The sequence below is a fragment of the Anaerocolumna cellulosilytica genome (assembly GCF_014218335.1).
GTDB lineage: Bacteria > Bacillota > Clostridia > Lachnospirales > Lachnospiraceae > Anaerocolumna > Anaerocolumna cellulosilytica.
The window spans coordinates 2949101-2971334 of the sequence record NZ_AP023367.1 but is presented as its reverse complement, the minus strand read 5'-3'; the positions used below and the strand labels follow the sequence as shown (position 1 = coordinate 2971334).

The window sequence follows — 22234 nt, the reverse complement described above, 5'->3', positions numbered from 1 at the left end:
AAATTCAATTTTTTGGTTTGTATGCTAGTTTAAGGTCGCAGATGTGCGCTTAGGTTGAAAATATTATTTTCAACCTTTCTATTTAGGCTTGTTCAATTTTTCGAATAGGTCATCAAAAATTGAAAGGCACGGGTGTTAAAATGAGAAAAATAATGAATCGTCCGGAAACAATGGTAATTGAGATGTGCAATGGAATTGCCATGGCACATCCAGAGACAGAGTTCATTCCTAAATATAAGGTAATAAAGAAAAGAAAGATTAATAAAGAGAAAGTTAGTTTGATTAGTGGCGGAGGAAGCGGTCATGAACCGGCTCACGCAGGCTATGTTGGAAAGGGAATGCTTGATGCAGCGGTATGCGGTGATATTTTTGCTTCACCTTCCCAGGTTCAGGTTTATCAGGCAATTAAAGAAACGGCCAGTGATAAAGGAACTCTTTTAATAATTAAGAATTACAGCGGCGATTTGATGAATTTCAAAAATGCTGCTTATCTTGCAGAAGAAGATGGAATTAAGGTAGATTATGTTAAGGTAGATGATGACATTGCGGTTCAGGACAGTTTGTATACTGTAGGAAGACGTGGTGTTGCAGGAACTGTTTTGGTGCATAAAATAGCAGGTGCGGCAGCAGAAAAAGGACTTTCCTTAGAGGAAGTCAAAATTGCCGCAGAGCAAGCAAACAAAAATATTAAAAGTATTGGCTGTGCATTTAGTTCCTGTACAGTTCCGGCAAAAGGTACGCCAACCTTTGAAATTGCTGAAGGAGAAATGGAATATGGCGTTGGTATCCACGGAGAACCCGGTATTAAAAGGGAAAAAATTGTAAGTGCTGACGAATTAGCTGTAAGGATGGTAAATTCGTTACTTGATGAACTGCATAGAGAAGATGAGGAAGTAACCGTATTAATTAACGGTTTTGGCAGTACACCTTTACAAGAATTGTATGTGTTAAATAATTCGGTAGCCCGTATTCTGAATGAAAAAAATATAACAGTGTATCGTACATTTGTAGGAAATTATATGACCAGCATTGATATGCTGGGGGCCTCTATAACTCTTATGAAGATGGATTCTAAGCTGAAAGAATTATTAGATGAAACCAGTGATGCGCCGGCCTTTAAGGTGTCAGGCAAAGCAGAAAGTATTCCTTATGTGGACATAAGCATGACAAGTGAAGAACATAAAAACAGCAAGATGTGCTTAACAACAAGTCCTGAGTATGCCAAAATACAGAATAACAAACTTTCTTTAAATAATCTGATTTTCCTGGTTGATAAGATGAGTGACTGTATTATTAAAAATGAGGTATACTTTTGCGAACTGGATTCTCATGCTGGTGACGGTGACTTTGGTATGAGTGTTGCAAAAGGCTTTAAGCAATTAAAACGGGAGTGGGAGTATATCTTAGAAAACCATGCTTCTACAATCGGCGCATTTTTGGAAAGCTGCTCCATGGTTATTATGGAATACTGTGGTGGTGCGTCCGGGCCAATCTGGGGTTCAGCTTTTCGTGCGGCAGGGAAGTGTGCCGGTGAGAAAAAAGAAGTAACACTGGAAGAGTTTGCTGCTTTAATGCAGGCAGCGGTAGACGGGATTCAAAAAACCGGAGAACGTTCCTTTGGCAGGGGAGCTGTTGTTGGAGATAAAACGTTAATAGATGCTCTAGTGCCTTGTGTAAATGAACTAAGTAAATCTGCACAAAGAGAAGATACTGTAAAAAAAGCCTTTGAAAGTGGAGCAAGAGCTGCTGTTCAAGGTGCGGACAAGACAAAAGATATTGTTGCTCGTATGGGACGGGCTGGTACAGTAGGAGAGAGAAGCCTTGGTTTTCCTGATGCTGGCGCATTTGCATTAGGCATAATATTCACAGAGATAGCTGAGTCTGTTATAGAAGAAGTGTGAGCCTGGCTCACACTTTATACTAAAGAAAGTGATACTGGTTTATTTTGGCTAGGGGGGTACTATGATTGATTATGCACAAAAGCGTATGATAAATGGGGAGCTGTCAGCAGCCGAGCGTGTCAGTGGGATGAATGATAATATGGTTTCATCTCATTATCATGAATTTTATGAGTTATATTACCTGGAATCTGGTCAGAGGTACCATCTTATAAATGATAACATGTATTCGATTGAGGGAGGGCAGTTCCTGTTATTTGAACCGTATGTACTTCATCATTCCTGCGGTGATAAAGATGTGCCCTTTTCCCGTCTTATCGTCTATTTTCGTGAGGATGAGATTCTGTCAAATGAACTCAACCAGGCACTTAATGGGTCTTCCGGTGCATATAGATTACAAAAGACAGAGGCAAAGCAGGTTTATCAATTAATGAATCTGATTAATATAGAAAAACAAAATCCGCAGCAATACAGCAATGAGTATTGCAGAAGTCTGCTAAATATGATGCTGATTATTCTTTTTCGAAATAAACGCCAGAAGCTGAAACAAGCTCAAAAGAATCAGATTACAGGTATTATTTCTTATATTAATGCCAATTATATGCATGACCTTTCGGTAAATGAAATAGCAGCACATTTTTATATCAGCCCCTTCTATTTATGTCGTGAATTTAAAAAGTATACCAATTCTACAATTGTCCAGTATATAAATAAAACAAGAATAATAAATGCACAGAGGCTTTTATACTGTTCTGATGATAATATTACTAATATAGGTATGAATACCGGTTTTTCCAGCGTCAGTCACTTTGGCCGTGTATTTAAAGAAGTGACGGGCGTTACTCCTACTTCATGGAGGAAGAAGGAGAAGTTCTCATTATTTGAAAAAGTAGATATAACCTGACGAGTTAACTTTTACTCTGATAACTAGACACAGTAAAAGACGTTTGAATATGGTAGAATAAAGTATATATAGAGAAAGTGTGTTTCTTGGACATGGAAGCACACTTTCTCTATATATATTTTAACCATCTAGGTCCGAAATATTAATAGGAAGCCGGATTACAACACGTATATGACTTGTGGGACTTTTTACAAAGGTTTACGTATCGTTACGAAGGTTGTAGGATAACTTAAAGCATTTTATCAAAACTTTGGTATAACTACTTCAAAGGTTTTGAAACACATTGACAAAGCAACAGTGGATGACAATGACAGGATTGTGTAGTTATGGAAAATAAAGTATAATAATTGTAATATCTCTTGGATAGTATATAAAAGGACGTTAGAAACGAGGTAGAAAAAAATTAAACATGGAGGTGAATAGTTGAAGTGCAACAGAATAAAAAATTTTATAAACCAGTTGAATTAGCTTATCTATATGGTATTCATCCAAATACCATAAGGCTATATGAACGACTTGGTTATATATCGCCAGCAGAGAGAACTTCAAATAACTATCGTAAATTTAGTAAGATACACGTTTTACAAGTAAAAATATGCAGATGTATTTTTGGCTATCCCTTTACAAATAGGCATATTAGAGATACTGGAAATGAGGTCATGTGGGCGGCAGCTAAAAAGCAATGGGATTTTGGCAAACAGTATGCAAGTGATTATATACAGACAATCAAACAGGAAATTGATTTAGCTGAAAAGGCGGCGGAAGTATTACAAAAGTGGGCATTATCAAAAAGAATTATAGAAAATCCTGAACAACCGATAAATTTCTCCCGTAAGGAAATAGCGGATTTATTTGGAATTACTGGTGAGACAGTGCGAAATTGGGAAAGAAATGGTTTGATTTCCTCTGATGCGCTTGGAATAAATAATGAAAAATTATATAACAATAAAGACTTAGAAAGATTAAGAATTGTATATATGTTACGTCAGGCTGGTTATAGTATTTCGGCTATTCATCACAGTATATCAACATATAATAGTGGGCAATCTAATATGGTCTTAACTGCACTTAACAATCCAGAATATGATGAACTTATTTCCGTTGGTGACCATTGGCTGCATGCGTTGTGGAAACTTATGGATGCGGCTCAAAAGATACCGTCTATCTTTAACGAGTTGGAAACGTTATAAAATTTAAACCTTACATATGCACACCACCCTCCTATTTTTATGTTATAGTTTGTCATAGGAAGGTGGTGTTTACTGTTCTTTACTCAAGATTATACTTAGATGTTGCAAGAAAAGCATTTGAAATAATATAAGTTTATAGCAACATTGGGGGATAAATGGTGATAGAAAAAAATTAACGGTACGGAGTATAGCTCGTATGACTATATTTATATAATGCAAAACTACTCGTTTGGGCCAACTGATATCGTCATTTTAACGCAATAAATTTGCAGAAAGGTGGAGTTATATATGTCCCTAAATAATATAAGGAAGAATACTATAGATACCATTCAAGCAATGATTGAGGATAAAATCATAACAAGTAGTGACTTAATTCGCTTCAGGAATGAAAATGAGGACGTAACGAATCCAGAGTATGTTTGTTATGAGATGGAAAATTGGTATCGGACTTTAGGAATTGAAAATGTAATTGAAGCAAAATTCAACCTTAAATTGCCTTATTTCACAAAAGAAGAAATTAAAGAGGCGTATGATAACAATGAAATTATTTTATGTGTTCCAAAGGGAATTACCAAAAAACAATTAGGTCAATTATTCAATTTAGATTGTTGGGCATTCGATGATGAGTTGATTGGTAAGACTACAGAATCAGAAGATTTCTGGTTTAAGACAAAAAAATCTTTTGTGCCTGAACATTTAGGTAGCCAAGGTCGTGAAATTCAACGTGTATATCAAAATGAAGGAAAACTTGGTATGAGTTTAGAACGATACTTAGTATTTTTGGCAAGAATGAGATATCTCACTGGGGATACTCCCGACACAAAACATAAGATTTGGATTATAAATGGAAGATATGAAAGGAATGCTATGCTAGTAGCAGGCTTTGATTCGAAAAAAAGGTTTACAGTACATGGGTGGTTACCACAGTTTCATTCTCCATTTGTTGGTGGGCGTTATGTGTTTATACCGGATCATATTTAATATATTAAAGGTGATGAAATGAAAACTCGAGAGAATATATCACTTATAGTAAACAATAATATTCCTAATTATAAAACAGAAGTAAATAAATTTTTAATAAACCAAAATAAAGTTTTATTAAGAAATATGTTCACGCTAATGGGGACAATATTATTCAATTTATCCATGAATAATAAAATGAGTCTTTTTAATATAATACCAAAGCACTATGCATATTCAAGTATTGCTGTTGTGGAAGATATAGGAGAACAGAACTTCTCTATAGATATAGGAAGTAGAATACTTTTATCTCCATTATTTAAAAAATTCTCAATTATAGACAATATAGGTGCATTAAAAACAGAGGGTAGGTTTTATTCAATTTTACCTGATGATATCGATCCTGTAGACGCAATTTTTCTTCCGCTAATATGTAAAGCGTTGGAGTTATGTGAAGATTACAGGATAATAAAATCAAAACCTATTCTTTTGATAGGTTGCAATATATTGGGTGCCATAATATTAAAATTGTTAAATCTGGAAAATACTGATTCAACAGTTTTGTTAACAGGAGAAGATTTGGACGTTAAATACTTGAAGGAATATGGTGCAAGTAAAGTTATATACGAAAAAGAAATTGATGAAACATTTTTCAATCAGTATCACAATGTTATTAATTTAACATCAGATTATTGTAATATGGTTCAATGGGTACATTCGTTTGAGGGAAATAGTTATGGAATAATTAATCGAGATGTACAAACAACAGCAATACAGTTACTACAAAGTAGAGAGTTGTATGTAAAAGATTTAATTGCTCTCCACGTTCATGCAGAGTGTGTTGGTGAGATACATCAATCAATTATAGAGAATAAGTTTATGGGGAAAGCACTTATATATGATTGGTGAGAAGGGGTTCAGGAGATAAAATATTATATCTGAAAAAGGGGGATGTATATGAATATACCTTCATTGAAAATTAAGTTTGAGGATGAAGAGAAAAGCTTTATTTTAAGGGAGATAGAGGAATGTTTAACGACAGGACAACTTAGTCAGGGAACAAAGGTTTTAAGATTTGAAGAAGAATTAGCCAGTTTTGTAAAAGTCAAACATGCAGTTGCAGTTAATTCAGGTAGTAGTGCAATAGAGGTTATGATGAGAACACTAGGTGTTGAAGGTAAAGAAGTTCTTGTGCCGACTAATACATTTTTAGCAACCGCGATGGGTGTCCTGCTTGCAGGAGGAGTTGTCAGGTTAGTAGATACAGATCCTAAAACATTCTCAGTTAGTTTAGAAGAACTGAAAAAACGAGTTACGAAAAAGACAACCGGAGTAATTATCGTTCATATAGGTGGAATAATAACTCCTGAAATAGATAAGATTGCTGCGTGGTGTAAACAGGAAGGAATTTGGTTATTTGAAGATGCAGCCCATGCCCTTGGCAGTACTTTAAATGGTAAACATGCAGGTAGTTTTGGTATAGCAGGTGAATACTCTTTATTTGCAACAAAGGTTATTACAAGCGGAGAAGGTGGTTCGATTGTAACAAATAGTGAAGAACTTACAGAGAAGATGAGATTATATCGCAATCATGGAAAACCAAAACCATGGGAAACATACCATACACAAGTGGGAGCTAATTATAGGATGAGTGAGATTACATCGATTATGGCGTATTCTCAATTAAAACGACTGGGTAATATTTTACAGGAAAGAGAAGCAATAGCTAAGCGATATACGGACATGCTAAAGTCGAATTCCGAATTAACACTTATAAATCCAATGTGTAATAGTAATTGGTATAAATATATAATATTATTACCTAAAGGTATAGAGCGAGATTTACTGAAACAAAAAATGAAGGAAAAAGGAGTAAATCTGCAAGGTGAAGTCTATGGAGTCCCGTTGCATCGTCAACCAATTGCAGTACAATTAGGCTTTGAAGGTGATTTTTCCAATGCAGATGATGTATGTAGCAGGCATATATGTTTGCCTATATATCAAGATTTAACAGTGGAACAACAAGATTATATTGTTACAGTATTACAAGATACTCTTGAAAATATTAAAAATGGAGGACATTAAATGCAATCAGAAATATCAGTAAGAGACTTGGGGAAAATATATAAAATTCCTGTTAGGGGTCAGGGTCTATTATCTTCATTTAAGAGTTTAATACATCCTGTTTATACTGAGGTGAGCGCAGTTAATAATATTAGTTTTGATATACAGAAAGAGGAAATGGTTGGTTTTATTGGGCCAAACGGCGCGGGCAAAACAACAACATTGAAAATGCTTTCGGGTCTGCTCTATCCTACAAGCGGAAACATTACTGTAGCAGGATACAAACCATATGAAAGAAAAAGAGAGTATTTAAAAAAAATTAGTATGATTATGGGAAATAAATCCCAGATGAACCCTAGTATTACAGTTATGGATTCATTTTATGTGACAAAAGAGATTTATCAAATATCAGATGAGGATTATAAAAGAAGATTGGGTGAGTTGGTAGATCTTTTATCTATTGAAGAATTGCTGCCTAAACTCTCAAGAAATCTCTCACTGGGAGAAAGAGCAAAATGTGAATTCGTAATGGCGTTGCTTTATTGTCCGGATATTGTGTTTTTAGATGAACCTACATTAGGAATGGATGTTTCCATTCAACTTCGCCTCCGCAGCTTTATAAAGGAATACAATAAACGATACAATACAACCTTTTTGTTAACCAGCCACTACATGAGTGATATTACCTCACTATGCTCAAGAGTCATATTAATTAATAAGGGTGAATTAATGTATGATGGAGATTTGCAGCATTTAGGGGATAAATTATTACCTTTTAAATTAATAAAAGTAGTATTTTCCGATGCAAATATTAGATTTGAGGATATAAAGAAACATGTAAAAGGTGATTTAACGCTGGTTAATCAGAATGAACAGACCTTTTTGATAAGAGCTCGAAAAGATGACATATCACAAACCTCATATACGATTCTTAGCAATTTTATTGTTAATGATTTGACAATTGAAGACCCTGAAATTGAATCTTTAATTGATTTAGTTTATAGTAATGGGGTGAATGTATGAATTTAAGAGGTGGAATTGCTTTAATTAAAAAATCATTTTTTAGCTATATTGCCTCAAGAGGATTCTACTGGACGTTAGCTTTGGGATGGATGATGACTCCACTAATTTATATGTTTGTATGGGTTGTAATTGCTGGTCAAGGTTCTGTTTCAGGTTTTGAACAAAGTGACTTTATTTCCTATTATACTATTTTGATTTTTGTAAACCAATTAACGTATCCAATTTCTCATTGGACAGTAGGGGATAATATTTTTAATGGAACATTCTCAACATGGTTATTGAGACCGTTACCAGTAATTTATGAACCTATTGCAGCAGATATTGCGCTGAAAATAGCCTGTGCTCCATTCATTGTAATATTTATTGTAATTATTGTATTTTTGTTTGGCTTTCGCTTATCATTGACTATTACGAACTTCTTATTATTTATTGTAAGCCTGATTTTGGCACAGGTACTTCGTTTTATGTTTGGCTACACGTTAGCCCTGCTAGGTTTAATTACGAGTAAAATTAATTCATTTCTGAGTGTTAATGATATACTAGTTCATATTCTAGCAGGACAGATTATACCTACCATACTTTTACCAGGTATTATTAGACATATTTCTGTGTTTACACCTTTTAGATATATGTTAGGTTTTCCAATTGAATTGATTCAAGGCAAACTCAGTGCGGAACAGATTAATTACGGTTTAATAATTCAATTAATATGGATAATTATAGTTATTATAGTAAATCGCTTTGTTTGGAGTAGAGGAATAAAACACTATTCATCAATTGGAGGTTAGAATGGGCAATTTAAAATTGATAAATAAAGTAGCTAAATTACACTTTAAAATAACATTACAGCAAGATATGGCTTTTAGAATTGATTTCTTCGGAAAACTATTAAATACTATTTTGGCTGTAGTCGGAAATATTGCAGGTATTTTAATACTCTTTTCTCAGGTAAATACAATAAATGGTTGGGGATTATATGAAACTTTGACGGTAACTGGTGTTTTTATGTTTGTACAAAGTTTGAAGAATCTTGTAATTGCTCCTAGTTTATCCTCTATATCTGGACTTGGTGGAGAGTTATGGACAGGTAGTTTCGATTTTACTCTTTTAAAGCCATTGCCTACCCAATTGTATATAAGTTTGAGGAATTGGTCTCCTTTTTCTATTATTGATGTTATTTTAAGTTTGATAATCATGGGTATATCAGTTTTTAATATCAGTAGTAACATTTCAGTAATAAATATATTATTATTCCTTTTTGCATTGCTTATGGGTTTGGTAATCTTATATTCTGTTATGCTATTAATGACCTCTGCGGCATTTTGGTACTTAGGTACACCGCTCCTTTGGATATTTGACAGCTTTATGGAATTAGGACGATATCCAGTTCGGATATATCCTACGTTTATAAAAAATATTCTTACGTGGATAATACCGGTAGGATTGATAGTTACTGTACCTGCAGAAGCCTTGTTAGGCGGAATAGATTTAAAAAGAATAATAATAGGTATCATATTTGCTATAATAATTTATTTTATATCTACTAAAGTATTTAAAATCAGTTTAAAGAAGTATTCTAGTGCGTCAAGCTAATTTTTACTATTATAGTTTTCAATTCCGTTGGGAATTGAAAACTATAAATCTAATTGTATTGTTTAATCAAATTCTATTTCTTACTAAAAATTTCCTGCATAATAAAAATAAACCATAATACTATAAGAGAAATCTCCTTTCATGTTGGCAAATTTGGCCTATAGGGAAGTTCTACAAATGTACTTAATGAATACCAGAGCGTTAAACTGGCGTGATATGTGAGTTTAATTTCATTTAGAATTTAGTTACATAAATTTGGTTTTCAGAGTTATACCATAGATAGCTCACGTAAAAGATGATAAAACTGGATTCAAGTAGACAAAATATCCTTTTGGAACCGGGTTACCACTGGTAAAGATTAAATATCTAAGAGGGGGAGGTTAAACACAAGATATATAAGTCAATAAAGACGTTTTTTTCGTGTACCCATTTACTATCGTATTCAGAGAGATAACCAAATGGTGTTTGTTCCCTAAGATTTAAAGCTTAAATAGGGTAAAAATATTGATTTTACTAATATACTTAATCATATGAGGAGGATTAACAAATGGATACTTTTAATAATGTGTATAATTTATTTGAAGAAAAGATTAAAAAATTTCCTGACAAAACTGCAATTGTAATTTCAAGTGAGAAAATAACTTATAAAGATTTAAATAGTAGAATAAACAAATGGACTGATTTTCTCTTATCAATTGGTGTAAAAAAAGGAGAGCGGTTTATAATTAGTACGGATCATAAATATGATTTTATTGCACTTTGGTTATCACTTTGGAAAATCGGTGCAGTTCCAATTCCTTTAGAACCATCTTCCAATAACGCTGAATTAGAACGGGCTTTGGAGGCAGGAAAACCGCATTGGCTATGTAGTGAGAACAAAAAGCATGCTGAGCTTTTAAGTGAAGCAAACATGCATAAATATGAGTTGCATCCAGATTGGATTATTGCAGCAATCGTTTCAGAAGAAATAATAGATTCAATCCCAAACAGTGCTTTTTACGCATACACTTCGGGTACTTCAGGTGCTCCTAAGTGTGTTATGTATGATAATGATGCAACAGTTGCAATTCTAGAGTCGTTGATTGAGGCGTTTCATTTGACTGAAAAGGATGTATTATTGACACCAATGTCACCATCTCTTCCGTCCGTTATTTTTACTGCTATCTTACCAGCACTATCAGCTGGTTCAACACTTGTATTATTAAATGAACCACTACCAAGTCGTACGATAAAAGCCTTAAATGAGACCAAAACCACAGTATTATTTTGTGTTCCGTATTTTTATAAATTGTTGGTTGAGGCTATGCAGGTGAGAAATACTAAACTAGAACACTTAAGATTGTGTGTTTCAACTTCTGCATACTTGGATAAGAAAACGTTTAGTAATTTTTATGAACTCACTAATATTCCAATAAGGTCGATATTTTGTTCTTCTGAAGCATTTTACTGCACCTTTAATCCCTATGATGATTTAAACAAGTTAAGTGAATCAGTAGGTATTCCACTTAAAGGAGTTTCAATACGTATAGTTGATAAAGAAGGAAATAATACAGATAACTTGCAAGAAGGAGAAATCCTTGTCTCGGGCACCCATAAATCAAAAGGGTATTTTTGCCGTCCTGAGTTAGAAGAAAAAGTTTATAAAGATGGATGGATTCATACCGGTGACTTAGGTTATTTAGACGAGGATGGATACCTTTATATAACAGGTCGTCTATCTAACACAGTTAATATTGCCGGGCACCTTGTTAATCCTCAGGAGGTGGAGACTGTACTAACATCTTATCCTGGAGTATATGAAGCTGTAATGTTGGGAGAAAAAGATGAAATTTATGGAGAGCGTATCTTGGCTAAGATAGTCTTAAAGCCAGGGGCAGAAGTTAAAATTGACGATATCGTTAAATATTGTAAAACAATGCTTCTTCCACATAAGATACCAAGCAAAATCGAAATTGTCGAGAGTCTTCCCAAAAGTCGTTATGGAAAAATACGCAGGGTAAATTAACGAAATGGTGTGAAAAGAGGGGAATCATGAATATTGTAATATTTGAGTGGAGATCGTATAGTTCATTATTTCAGAGAATTAATTTGGGAATCCAGTATATTGCAGCATCATTAAGAAAGGCCGGGCATAATGTATTTGTTAATGTGTTTGAAGGACAGACTGTTGAAGAAGTTTATAAAGCGGTTATGTCATTTAATGCTGACATTGTTGCAATGACTCTATATCCTGAAAATAAAAAGGTTGTATATGAACTTGCTGATAGGATAAAAAAGGAAAATCCTGAAATAGTTGTTATTTCGGGTGGACATACTGCTACACTGTATGCTGCCAAGATATTAAAAGAACAAAAGAATATAGATATTATTACATATGGAGAAAGTGAGCTGACATATATTGATATATGTCAACGACTAGAGGCTGGGAAGTCACTTGATGATTGTAGAAGTATTTATTATAGAAAAGATGGGTACATAAAACGAAATTCTCCAAGGGATCAGATTGATGATTTAGATTCTCTTCCTTTACCAGCAGAAGATATTATTAGAACTTTGAATAACAGTAATTCACCAAATATCTTTACTTCAGTCTCAACGTCCAGAGGGTGTCTGGGAAATTGTGATTTTTGTGTATCTCATCGGGTAAGTAAAGCGGTAAAATACTCCAGATGGAGGGGGCGAACACCAAAAAATATATTGGAAGAACTGATTAAATTACAACAATCATTTCCTGATAAACGGGTTGTAGTGGAATTTGTCGACAGTAGTTTTGAAGACCCAGATCCAAGGGGGAAAAAACGTATCATTGAGTTGATGGATTTAATCGAGAAAAGTGGTATTAAAATTGCATTTTCCTTTTTGACCAGAGCAGAGTCATGGGATGCGAAAGATGCAGCATTAATTAAGAGAATGAAAAAGCTCGGACTTTTCAGCGTTTCTCCGGGTTTTGAAAGTGGTTCTGATAATTCTCTGATTTCATTTGGAAAACGTGCATCCGTTGAAAATAATTTAAATGCTTTTGATGTATTTTCTAAAAATGGTGTGGACGTATGTGGTTTAATAATCATGTTTCATCCTTATGTAACATTTAAGGATTTGAGGCATAACGCGGATTTTCTGGTAAAAGTTGGAGTAGCTTACCGTCCACTAAGTTGGCTTCATTCACTTTATGTCTTTCCGGATACTAAGATATTTCAAAGGATTGCACTGGATGGTTTAATAACAGGTGTGGATGAAAGTGATTTCGAATATACATATATGTTCCAAGATGGCAGAATCGAAAAATTAAGTGCTTTAATAAATAAGATAAATGGTCTTGATAGTGTAAGGCGATTTGAGAACACATGCGATAAATTAGCATATGAATTAAGATTATATGAAGTATGGAAGGACATGTATGAGGAGTTTGAAAAAATATCAGATGAGATGCGTGAATATAAAACTAGATACCATGAAATGGCAGATGCAGTAGGAAAAAGACTTTATGAAACCTTTAATACGTTAATTGATGCTGCCGAAAACGATACTTTGAGCCATATCGGCGATAACATAGTAAAAGAGTGGGATACTCTGCTTAGCGATAATCAGGTAAGGTTGGAGCAGCAGTGGATGAGTTCAAGACTAAAATTGATGAGAAAGGGGATTAAGATATTATAAGTGTACGACTGTATCCACTGTTATTGTAGGAGAGGAGGTGAATGTAATATAATGTCAGCTAAAGCTTTTATAGAGATTAAGAATGGTGACAAGGTGGCGATTGGTGGTTGGAACAGTAATAATTATAAGGGAATAAAAAAACTATTTGATATAAATGGAAAAGACATAGATATAGTTGGTGGATGGAAAGAAGCAATTGATGAGAAAGATTTGATAGATTATAAATTAGTCAATGAATCAGCAGCCGATTTCTTTCAAAAAGTGCCTGATGGCGAGCAACCTCAAATAGTTGTTTTTCTAACCGGATCAACTAATATTATAAAAGATATGGAAAATATAACCAAGAATGAGAAAAACAAGATAAAGGTTATATTTATTATCAGTGGTTATACCAACCGTGTACCATTGCAAGAAATAAAAAGAGTTACTATTCTATGCAGAAAATTAGAGATAAAAATACATACCATTGATTTAAAGGATGTTGGTTATGAAATCGGTTATTTGCTTGAAGATTCTCGAAATATGCCTTGGACAATTGATACTTTAGACATGGATTTGTTGGCCTATCTACAGAAAAATAATTTAAGTAGTGGATCTTTTCTAGATTTGGGAACTGGATCAGGTACACAAGCAGTGAAATTGTTCGAGCTGGGTTTTGATGTGACTGCTACAGATTTAGTATACGCCGCATTTGAAGAAACTGCAAAAAGAAATACCAATGTGCATTTTCTACAGGATGATATTCTGAATACAGGATTAAATAAAAAATTTGATTATATTTTTGATAGAGGGTGTTTACATGCACTTGGAAAGCCTCATTACGAAAGATATGCCGAAAAGGTAAAATCTTTGCTCAAAGAGGAAGGGTTACTCTTTTTAAAATATGCTACTAATGATAATTTTCATCTTACAGAGGATGTTTTGTCCTATTACTATTCGGAAAATGAATTGAATAATTTTATTAGTAGACATTTTACAATTGTTGAAATGAAACAAAGTATTTTTGAAGAAGTAGAAATGAAATCTATCTTTAGTGTACTGATGAAAAAGGCAACGCACTAATAATTATCTGTTCATGCCTGGTATCGATTCCGATTAAAGACATGATAAGCTGACTACTTAGCAATATATTTATTTTATTTTTTAAAAAAAAGTTGGGAGGAAGGAGAATAATCCAAACACCCTCTTAAGAGGATAATTGGACTATACGAGAAGGCATATGAGTAAAAATGTAAAGATAGTACTTCTTGAAATCCGTAAAAGTATTACAATTTATAAATTTACATTGGGGCTTGATTATTTAACATCTGTTTTAAGGGAAGCTGGCTATCAGGTGTGGAATTATATATTTGAGGAAGATAATACAGATACTATCCTGGATAAAATAGTAAGTGTTCAGCCGGATTTGGTCGGTATTAGTTTTTACCGTGAAAATGAGGACTCAATATTCGAATTGACTAGAAAACTAAAAATCGTTAACAAACAAATTAAGATATTTTTAGGTGGTCATACTGCTACTCTACATACTGGTGCTTTGTTAAAAAGAGAAAAAAGTATAGACATAGTTATAAATGGTGAAGGAGAAGAGACACTATTAGAACTTTGTGATTTAATTGAAAATGATGAAGGTCTTGAAAACTGTGAGGGTATTTCATACAGAGTGAATGATAAAATCATACGAAATTCCAACAGGAAGTTAATTAAGGATTTGGATCAACTGCCGTTTCCGGCACTTGATGGTATATTTGAAAAATCCCAAAAATCAAATTATGTATTCCCGGGTATATCAACATCTAGAGGCTGTATGGGAAGTTGTGCATTTTGCGTAGCTAATCGGTATTATAAAGGAAAGAAAGTAGAGGGGTGGAGGGGAAGGAGTCCCCAAAATATTGTTGATGAAATAAAGCATTTAATAAGGTCTTTTTCTGATAAACGGATATTTTATATGATTGTAGACAGTTCAATTGAAGACCCGGATCCTGAAGAAAAGTTAAGACTAAAGGAGCTTGTTCGTTTACTGAAGGCTGAAAACATTAAAATTCCTTTTACTTGTTTCACAAGGGCGGAATCATGGAGTGAGAAGGATTGGGAATTAATTCTGGATTTAAAGAGTGTAGGCTTATATGAGGTCAGTATAGGATATGAAAGTAGTAAAACAGAAACGTTGGAGTTATTTAATAAAAGAGCCACGTCTAAGGATAATTATATGGCATATAATCTATTTAAAAGGAGTGATATTAATGTATTTGGATTTTTGATTATGTTTCATCCATATACAACATTGGATGAGCTAAAACAAAATGCTTCAATGCTGTTGGAAGTGGGCATGGCATATCATCCACAGTCATGGTGGCAGACCTTGGATTTGTGGCCAGATACAAGATTATTTACAGATGTTGTGCGGGATGGATTATTAATTGGACCTGAAGAAAAGGGTTATCTCTATGAATATGCATATGCTAACGGCAATATAGAGCGAATCAATCATATTCTAAGAAAAATAGGTACAAGTACATCAAGTATGTCATATGCAAATACGAATGAAAAAATTAAACTTGAGATTCTATTGTATGATGTCTGGAAAGATGAAGACAAAATGCTTCAGTTAATAGATGATAGTATGAATCGCTACAAAGAATTATATGAACAGGTTAAGAGTGAGTTGGGAAAAAAGCAGTATGATTTATTTATAAAATTAATAGAGAGTGTTGAAACTAATAAATCGGATCAATCAATCACGGAACTCGGAGATAGATGGGAAGAACTTCTAGACAGCGGTTTCATGCAACTTGAGAAGATTTGGATGAAATTCTATATGGAATTTAGAAGAAAAAAAGTGCAGATTCTATCGTAATTAAATAATATAGTTTGAAAAGGATGAGGGGAAAATATGTATAATAAATCTTTACCTCAGGTATTCAAGAAATCATTTAATGAAAATTCAAAAAAAATTGCAATCGAATATGGAGAGCAAAGTATTACGTATCATCAACTTCAGAGTAATATCAAACAATGGTCAGATGAATTTTGTTTGAAATTCCAGGTAAGGAACCCTAAAGTGTTACTTTTGATTCATGATCCAGTTGTTTTTATAACCATTTGGCTTGCTCTTTGGGAGAATAATTGTATACCGATACCTTTAGAAGGTAATCTTAACTCAAAAGAATTGGAAAATGCAGTTAATGCGAGCCGTTGTAATTATATAGTATCAACATTAGATTTAAGTTTAGAATTGGAAAATAATTTATTAACGAGACAAATGTCAAAAATTAATCTGTCCGTTAACTATTATTTTATTGCTAAGGATGAAGACAATACATTAAGAGATTCAGCATTGTTTTTTTACACTTCTGGAACTACGGGATTGCCCAAATGTGTTGTTTTCTCTCACATGGCGATGGCAGCAAGTGTACTTTCACTGGCGGAGGTAATTAATCTGAATAATACCGATGTATTTTTTACACCGCTGTCACCAATGCTTCCGGCAACAATTGCAACTGCAGTACTGCCCTCACTTGCAACAGGATCCAAATTAGTAATATCTATGTCAGCATTGAGAGGTAATATATTAAAAGTTATAAAAGAAAAAAAGGTAACGATTTTTTTTGCAGTCCCATATATATATGACTTATTGAGTACATCCCCAAATTCATATAAAGATGTGTGGAATAATGTGAGACTGTGTATATCCAGTTCAGCATTTTTAGAGCCAGCAATTTTTGATGCTTTTTACGAGAATACAGGTATATCAATTCGTTCTATTTACTGTTCTTCCGAAGGGGGGGCAATAACATTTAATAGTCTTTCGAATATAGAGAAAAATCGGAATACGGTAGGAACAGCATTACCCGGTGTGAAAATAAAAATACTAAACGATAAAATGGAGTTGGCAAATATCAATGAACCCGGGGAAATCTATGTAAGTGGATTCCAAATCTCATCAGGATATTACATGCAGAAAGTACTAGAGAAATCTGTATTTGTTGATAATTGGGTTAAGTCGGGGGATTTGGGAGCATTGGATGAAAGTAATTGTCTGAAGATAATAGGAAGGATATCCAAAACTATTAATATAAGTGGACATTTAGTAAATCCTGAGGAAGTTGAACAGGTAATCAATGCACACCCTTTCGTGGAGGATTCACTAGTTTACGGGATTCCAGATACTAATTTAGGACAACGTGTTGCGGTAAATATCTTGTTAAAAGACAGTGCACATAAAATCGATGATAACCAACTTTATGAATTTTGTAAAGAAAAACTAAAATCTTTTAAAATACCACGGTATATTGAGTTTGTAAAAGAGATACCCACAAGTAGATATGGGAAAAAAGTAAGGAAATAATTTTAGGTTGGAGGAATATTGTGATATTAGTTACAGGGTGCACCGGCTATTTGGGAAGCCGATTAGTAACTCAACTATTAAACGAAGGGAAAAAAGTCAGAGGGTTGACTCTTCGAAGTGAGTACCAAAAAGCTGAAATTCTTAAAGAGAAAGGAATGGAAGTATTCATAGGGGACCTTTTAATACCAGAGACATTGAAAGGAATAGGAAAAGATGTAAAAATTGTGTACCATATGGCAGGTTTACATTCTTCTGTAGATAAAATGGAGAGGCTATATGTGAATGGAACGGAGGCATTAATTGATTCAATAAAGGCATCAAATCTGGAGGCGTTTATCATGGCTAGTAATGGTGCGGTGTATGGAGATTGTGGTGACACACTTTTAGAGGAGACATATTGTGTAGAGCCAGAACATCCATTTGGTAAAATAACAATGAAAGCAGAAAAATTACTGCTTAAACGATTTCGAGATAGTATGTTTCCATCTGTAATACTTAGAATTGGAGAGGTATATGGGACAGATGAGTATAACCCATTTAAAACAGTAAATAGCAGGCTTAAAATTTTGGGTAATGGTTCTAATTACATATCAAAGGTTTTTTGTGATGATGTTATCAAGATATTAGTGCTTGCTCCGGGTAAATTAAAAGTTGGTGAAATATATAATATTGTGGATGATTTGCCTATAAAGCAGCAACTATATTATGAAGAAATATGCCAACTAACAAACATACCGTTACCCAAATGGGTTCCTTTGGACTCAGTAGATGAACGGATAAGGACTAGTATCCATGGTTTAAAAGCATTATCTTTAAGGATGTCAAATCGTTATTTGAAAAGTACATTGAATTATAAATTTCTTTTTGAATCATATGACAAGGGGTTAAGATATCTTTTTAATAAGTTCAATAACATTGAATAACAAGCAGTAATAATTGTTAAAAGATAAATGCGTAAGATACTGTGCTTTAGGTATACTGAAGGGAGTGAAATTATATGAAATTTTCTATATCCTATAATGGTGATTTAGGATTATTAGATGAATTAAAAGACTATAGTGCGGTTACACATGTATTTGGGTCTCAAAGTAGTGAAGTCACTGGAAGTGGAAGAAGTACATTTGGTATGCCCCCAATTACAAAAGCAGATATTGAAAAAGCGGTTTCTAAAGCATATGAAAACAAAATAAAATTTAACTATTTGTTAAATAGTTCATGTATGGGAAATAAAGAGTTTACTAACTCAAGGTACAAAGAAATTGTTGATTGTTTTGCATGGCTTGAATCTATCGGTGTTGATATGGTTACAATTGCAAATCCTTATATGATTGATATATGTAAAAGTAAATATCCGAATCTCAAAATAAGTTTGTCATCTTTTTCAATGGTAGAAAGTGTTGAAAGGGCAAAAATGTATGATGATTTGGGAGTGGATGAGATCACAGTCAGAGAAAACATTAACAGAGATTTAAAGCTACTTGAGAATATACAAAAAAACGTTAAATGTGATATTCAGGTTTTAGCTAATCAAACTTGTCTGCACTTTTGTCCCTATCAATTTTATCATGATAATGTTATGAGCCATGGATCGCAATCGGACGAGCAGTCAAATAAGGTATTTTCGGATTATTGTATATTAAAATGTGTGTCGAAAAAATTCAGAGAACCTGTGGAAATTATTAAGTCCGGCTGGATACGTCCGGAAGATTTATCGGTCTATGAAGCGATAGGTATTGATAAATTTAAACTCACAGACAGGGGAAAGTCAACAAAATGGTTACTTAAGGTTATCAAGAGCTATTGCGAGAGAAAATATGAAGGTAATCTGGCAGATATATTAAATATTGTGCAGACTCATAATAAAATACATAATGGCAGCATAGTGGACTCATCAAAATTAAATGAAGAGATAAAGAATATGAGGAAAATGGTAAAAGCATTTTTGCATCTTAATGTATCAATTGACAACAGTAAATTGAGTGGATTTATTGAACATTTTAAAGGAGCTAACTGCAGAGATACGTCATGTACTCTATGTGGTTATTGTAAGCGTATAGCTGATAAAGTACTTAGTATTCCAAACGAAGATATGGTTTTCAAAGCACTGTTGCAGGTTGAGGAAATAAGCAGTAACTTAGTTAATAAATAATGCATTTCTGAAGGAGGTTCCTATGCATAATGTCGAGGAAGTTAAAAGGGATATATTAACTATGATTAGGGAAGAGAAGGAATGTTATGATATAAATTTAGAGGATGAGCTAGACCTTGTCTCAATTCAGATTTTGAATCTTGTGGCTAAAATTGAAAAGAAATATTTAATAGAAGTTGATGACAGTTATATTTTTCATGGATTATTTTCAAGTGCTTGTGTTATAAGCTCATATATCTGTAACGAGCTGGAGTTAATTAAGGATGACAGTTGGAAGAGTACATGCATGGACTAACTTGTCTGTTGTAAAGGTATACATTGCTTTTAAAGTAGTAGGACAATAGAGAAAGGATAATAGCTGATGCTAAGGAGTAAATATGTAAACGAAAACAAAAGGAATAAAAGAGACTTAATTATTATAATGGCAGAAGAACAGGTAAAAGCATTAGAAAAAGGTGATATAGAGTCTTTTATGCAATGGTTTCGTGTAGATCCTTATGAGGAATATTATGTAAAAAGGTGGTTTAGCGGTTATACAGTCAAAGTAGTAAATCCAAAAGACTGTGTTATGCAGTCTCTACAGATTAATGAGCATTCTGATTGTTTATATGACGTATTGCTTCTTATTGCATTGCACTACGAAAAATATGATACCGAGATAGCAATATTCCAATATAAAGTTAAGTACAATAGTGAATTGGAAAATATATCAATCATCGATTCCTATATAAGCTTAAAAAACGAAAATCAATTTTACAATCCACTTGTTAACAAACGAAATGTTAATGGCAATATTGAGACAAATAAGAAATTACTTTTTAGTTCAATACAGGAAAATAGTATTAAGTGGTGGAAAGATGAAGAAATAATTGATTTGTGCAAAAACAGTAGAGAAACTATAAAAGCAAATTTATATACAAGATCTATAACAAAGTCTGTCAGATTTAGGAATACCCATCCAGAGATTGATTGTGCTGCAATCCTTTCTGATATGATGTCTTATAGAAGTGCAGCACTAGCTTACTTTTTTAAAAGCGGTAGCATTGAAGAGCTTATTATGAATGTCCATGAATTTGCTAAGATAAATATGAAACTCAGGACTTCAGAAGTAGGAAATCAGACTGGATATACCTATACAGTTCAGGAATTGTCATTGCTTCCTCAACATAATATTGATGAATTATATGCATTAAAAAAAGAAAAATTACCGGTTGAAGCCAGCTGTGTAGAAATAACCAATTTTTATATAAATATGCTGCGTCTTGGGGGAATGAAATCGGAAAACATCTTTGTTACGATACAGCCGTTTCACTATCTTACATATTTTAAAATAGGTAATTCATATTATATAGAAAACACCAATGAAATAATGAGAATGAGTCCGAAACGATTATATGGTGATACGGATGTTAGTAGAATTGTTTCTCCAATCTATTACCTGGACGCCTCAGGTCAGACCAATATACCAAAAGAAGTATTGAGTAACCTGTATAAAAAATATGAAGAAGGAATACCTATATTCAAGCTGCCTGAAGCTAGTTCTAAACAGAATATACTGCCGTTTGAGGCAGATAAAGATATTAATGTTAATAATTGTGTGACACCAATGGAGCTTCACAAGAGGTTTAAAAAGTATGTATTTGAAATGAGCATGAAGCATCCGGATTCCCCCTTTACTTGGGCAATCTATTCATATCAAACATTAATGGTGAAAAAACCGCAGGTATACATATTATCGTCGTTAAAGTCACAAGAAGTAAAAATGCTTTCAAGTAAATTGAATACGTTGGAGGTGATACTTGATTGGATACGCGGCAATATCAAAGAAGGTTCAATATTTTTAGAGGAAGAACGTATTATGACTGCTGATCAAACAATACGTCATAAAAAAGGTAGTCCAAAGGATAAAGCAATGCTTCTTTCAGTTCTAAGCTATTTCAATTGCATTAGCGAGGAAAGTGAGGTAATTGTAACGGATATAGGAGCTTATGCAGTTTTATATAAAAATAGTAAGTATAACATTTTTGACTGCAACACTCTTACGCAGGTTAATGAAATTGAAGGAAGTGTTATTGTAGCGTTTAGTAGAGAAAATAATTGGAATGTCTGGGAATCAGCATCAGAGTATGAGCTAAATGAAAAATAATTTAATGCTAGGAGGCAGGATATGTTAGAACAAAAAAATGATATCAAAAATGAATTATGTAATATATATAGCCAGGTACTTGAGAGGGAATTGTCAATGGAGGATTTTGGAACTACCACTGGTTTATTAGAAAAGTTTCATATTGACTCACTCATTGCTTTACAAATTGTTGTAAAGATAGAACAGGTTTTCGGCATTATAATTGAGGACGATAATGTAGCTATTGAAATGCTTGATTCCCTAGATAAAGCAGTCGATTTTATAGAACATGGTAGTCAGGGATAAAGTTTCTTAAATTGAGGTCA

The 22234-nt window shown here is 33.5% G+C and carries 19 protein-coding genes; all 19 read left to right on the top strand.

The window, feature by feature from the left end; genetic code table 11:
• The first annotated feature begins 140 nt into the window (after positions 1-140).
• Entirely contained in the window at positions 141-1901 is a 1761-nt protein-coding gene (gene dhaK / locus acsn021_RS12170; RefSeq protein ID WP_184088937.1) for a dihydroxyacetone kinase subunit DhaK, read from the top strand.
• 61 nt (positions 1902-1962) lie between these two features.
• The gene (locus tag acsn021_RS12165) at positions 1963-2802 is read left to right on the top strand and encodes an AraC family transcriptional regulator (protein ID WP_184088940.1); all 840 of its coding nucleotides are present in this window, start codon (positions 1963-1965) and stop codon (positions 2800-2802) included.
• Positions 2803-3230: 428 nt separating this feature from the next.
• Entirely contained in the window at positions 3231-3992 is a 762-nt protein-coding gene (locus tag acsn021_RS12160) for a MerR family transcriptional regulator (RefSeq protein WP_184088943.1), read from the top strand.
• A 288-nt stretch (positions 3993-4280) separates the two neighbouring features.
• The gene (locus acsn021_RS12155; RefSeq protein WP_184088946.1) at positions 4281-4973 is read left to right on the top strand and encodes a hypothetical protein; all 693 of its coding nucleotides are present in this window, start codon (positions 4281-4283) and stop codon (positions 4971-4973) included.
• Positions 4974-4991: 18 nt separating this feature from the next.
• Positions 4992-5861 (top strand): hypothetical protein, encoded by an 870-nt coding sequence (locus acsn021_RS12150; protein WP_184088950.1) that lies wholly within the window; start codon positions 4992-4994, stop codon positions 5859-5861.
• A gap of 48 nt (positions 5862-5909) precedes the next feature.
• A complete protein-coding gene (locus tag acsn021_RS12145) occupies positions 5910-7037 on the top strand; it encodes a DegT/DnrJ/EryC1/StrS family aminotransferase (RefSeq protein ID WP_197978573.1) in 1128 nt (375 codons plus the stop codon).
• Positions 7038-8039, top strand: coding sequence for an ABC transporter ATP-binding protein (locus acsn021_RS12140; protein ID WP_184088956.1), 1002 nt, complete (start codon positions 7038-7040; stop codon positions 8037-8039).
• Positions 8036-8827 (top strand): ABC transporter permease, encoded by a 792-nt coding sequence (locus acsn021_RS12135; RefSeq protein WP_184088960.1) that lies wholly within the window; start codon positions 8036-8038, stop codon positions 8825-8827. The genes acsn021_RS12140 and acsn021_RS12135 overlap by 4 nt, the downstream gene beginning before the upstream one ends.
• A gap of 1 nt (position 8828) precedes the next feature.
• On the top strand, positions 8829-9632 hold the full coding sequence (locus acsn021_RS12130) for an ABC transporter permease (RefSeq protein WP_184088962.1): 804 nt from the start codon (positions 8829-8831) through the stop codon (positions 9630-9632).
• A 547-nt stretch (positions 9633-10179) separates the two neighbouring features.
• Complete coding sequence (locus acsn021_RS12125) at positions 10180-11637, top strand: class I adenylate-forming enzyme family protein (RefSeq protein WP_184088966.1); 1458 nt, start codon at positions 10180-10182, stop codon at positions 11635-11637.
• Positions 11638-11663: 26 nt separating this feature from the next.
• Positions 11664-13289, top strand: coding sequence for a B12-binding domain-containing radical SAM protein (locus tag acsn021_RS12120; RefSeq protein WP_184088969.1), 1626 nt, complete (start codon positions 11664-11666; stop codon positions 13287-13289).
• Between the two features lie 51 nt (positions 13290-13340).
• The gene (locus acsn021_RS12115) at positions 13341-14351 is read left to right on the top strand and encodes a class I SAM-dependent methyltransferase (RefSeq protein ID WP_184088972.1); all 1011 of its coding nucleotides are present in this window, start codon (positions 13341-13343) and stop codon (positions 14349-14351) included.
• A gap of 157 nt (positions 14352-14508) precedes the next feature.
• On the top strand, positions 14509-16143 hold the full coding sequence (locus acsn021_RS12110) for a B12-binding domain-containing radical SAM protein (protein ID WP_184088975.1): 1635 nt from the start codon (positions 14509-14511) through the stop codon (positions 16141-16143).
• A gap of 36 nt (positions 16144-16179) precedes the next feature.
• On the top strand, positions 16180-17634 hold the full coding sequence (locus acsn021_RS12105) for a class I adenylate-forming enzyme family protein (RefSeq protein WP_184088978.1): 1455 nt from the start codon (positions 16180-16182) through the stop codon (positions 17632-17634).
• A gap of 20 nt (positions 17635-17654) precedes the next feature.
• Entirely contained in the window at positions 17655-18557 is a 903-nt protein-coding gene (locus tag acsn021_RS12100) for an NAD-dependent epimerase/dehydratase family protein (protein ID WP_184088981.1), read from the top strand.
• Between the two features lie 74 nt (positions 18558-18631).
• Positions 18632-19783 (top strand): U32 family peptidase, encoded by a 1152-nt coding sequence (locus tag acsn021_RS12095; RefSeq protein WP_184088984.1) that lies wholly within the window; start codon positions 18632-18634, stop codon positions 19781-19783.
• Positions 19784-19805: 22 nt separating this feature from the next.
• Complete coding sequence (locus acsn021_RS12090; protein WP_184088987.1) at positions 19806-20078, top strand: hypothetical protein; 273 nt, start codon at positions 19806-19808, stop codon at positions 20076-20078.
• 66 nt (positions 20079-20144) lie between these two features.
• Entirely contained in the window at positions 20145-21929 is a 1785-nt protein-coding gene (locus acsn021_RS12085; protein WP_184088990.1) for a hypothetical protein, read from the top strand.
• A gap of 21 nt (positions 21930-21950) precedes the next feature.
• Entirely contained in the window at positions 21951-22214 is a 264-nt protein-coding gene (locus acsn021_RS12080) for an acyl carrier protein (protein WP_184088993.1), read from the top strand.
• The last annotated feature ends 20 nt before the right edge of the window (positions 22215-22234 follow it).

Excerpts from the sequence above, each read along its gene's own strand:
- dhaK (WP_184088937.1), top strand. The coding sequence starts at position 141 with ATGAGAAAAATAATGAATCGTCCGGAAACAATGGTAATTGAGATGTGC.
- acsn021_RS12165 (WP_184088940.1), top strand. The coding sequence starts at position 1,963 with ATGATTGATTATGCACAAAAGCGTATGATAAATGGGGAGCTGTCAGCA.
- acsn021_RS12155 (WP_184088946.1), top strand. The coding sequence starts at position 4,281 with ATGTCCCTAAATAATATAAGGAAGAATACTATAGATACCATTCAAGCA.
- acsn021_RS12150 (WP_184088950.1), top strand. The coding sequence starts at position 4,992 with ATGAAAACTCGAGAGAATATATCACTTATAGTAAACAATAATATTCCT.
- acsn021_RS12145 (WP_197978573.1), top strand. The coding sequence starts at position 5,910 with ATGAATATACCTTCATTGAAAATTAAGTTTGAGGATGAAGAGAAAAGC.
- acsn021_RS12140 (WP_184088956.1), top strand. The coding sequence starts at position 7,038 with ATGCAATCAGAAATATCAGTAAGAGACTTGGGGAAAATATATAAAATT.
- acsn021_RS12135 (WP_184088960.1), top strand. The coding sequence starts at position 8,036 with ATGAATTTAAGAGGTGGAATTGCTTTAATTAAAAAATCATTTTTTAGC.
- acsn021_RS12130 (WP_184088962.1), top strand. The coding sequence starts at position 8,829 with ATGGGCAATTTAAAATTGATAAATAAAGTAGCTAAATTACACTTTAAA.
- acsn021_RS12125 (WP_184088966.1), top strand. The coding sequence starts at position 10,180 with ATGGATACTTTTAATAATGTGTATAATTTATTTGAAGAAAAGATTAAA.
- acsn021_RS12120 (WP_184088969.1), top strand. The coding sequence starts at position 11,664 with ATGAATATTGTAATATTTGAGTGGAGATCGTATAGTTCATTATTTCAG.
- acsn021_RS12115 (WP_184088972.1), top strand. The coding sequence starts at position 13,341 with ATGTCAGCTAAAGCTTTTATAGAGATTAAGAATGGTGACAAGGTGGCG.
- acsn021_RS12110 (WP_184088975.1), top strand. The coding sequence starts at position 14,509 with ATGAGTAAAAATGTAAAGATAGTACTTCTTGAAATCCGTAAAAGTATT.
- acsn021_RS12105 (WP_184088978.1), top strand. The coding sequence starts at position 16,180 with ATGTATAATAAATCTTTACCTCAGGTATTCAAGAAATCATTTAATGAA.
- acsn021_RS12095 (WP_184088984.1), top strand. The coding sequence starts at position 18,632 with ATGAAATTTTCTATATCCTATAATGGTGATTTAGGATTATTAGATGAA.
- acsn021_RS12090 (WP_184088987.1), top strand. The coding sequence starts at position 19,806 with ATGCATAATGTCGAGGAAGTTAAAAGGGATATATTAACTATGATTAGG.
- acsn021_RS12085 (WP_184088990.1), top strand. The coding sequence starts at position 20,145 with ATGCTAAGGAGTAAATATGTAAACGAAAACAAAAGGAATAAAAGAGAC.
- acsn021_RS12080 (WP_184088993.1), top strand. The coding sequence starts at position 21,951 with ATGTTAGAACAAAAAAATGATATCAAAAATGAATTATGTAATATATAT.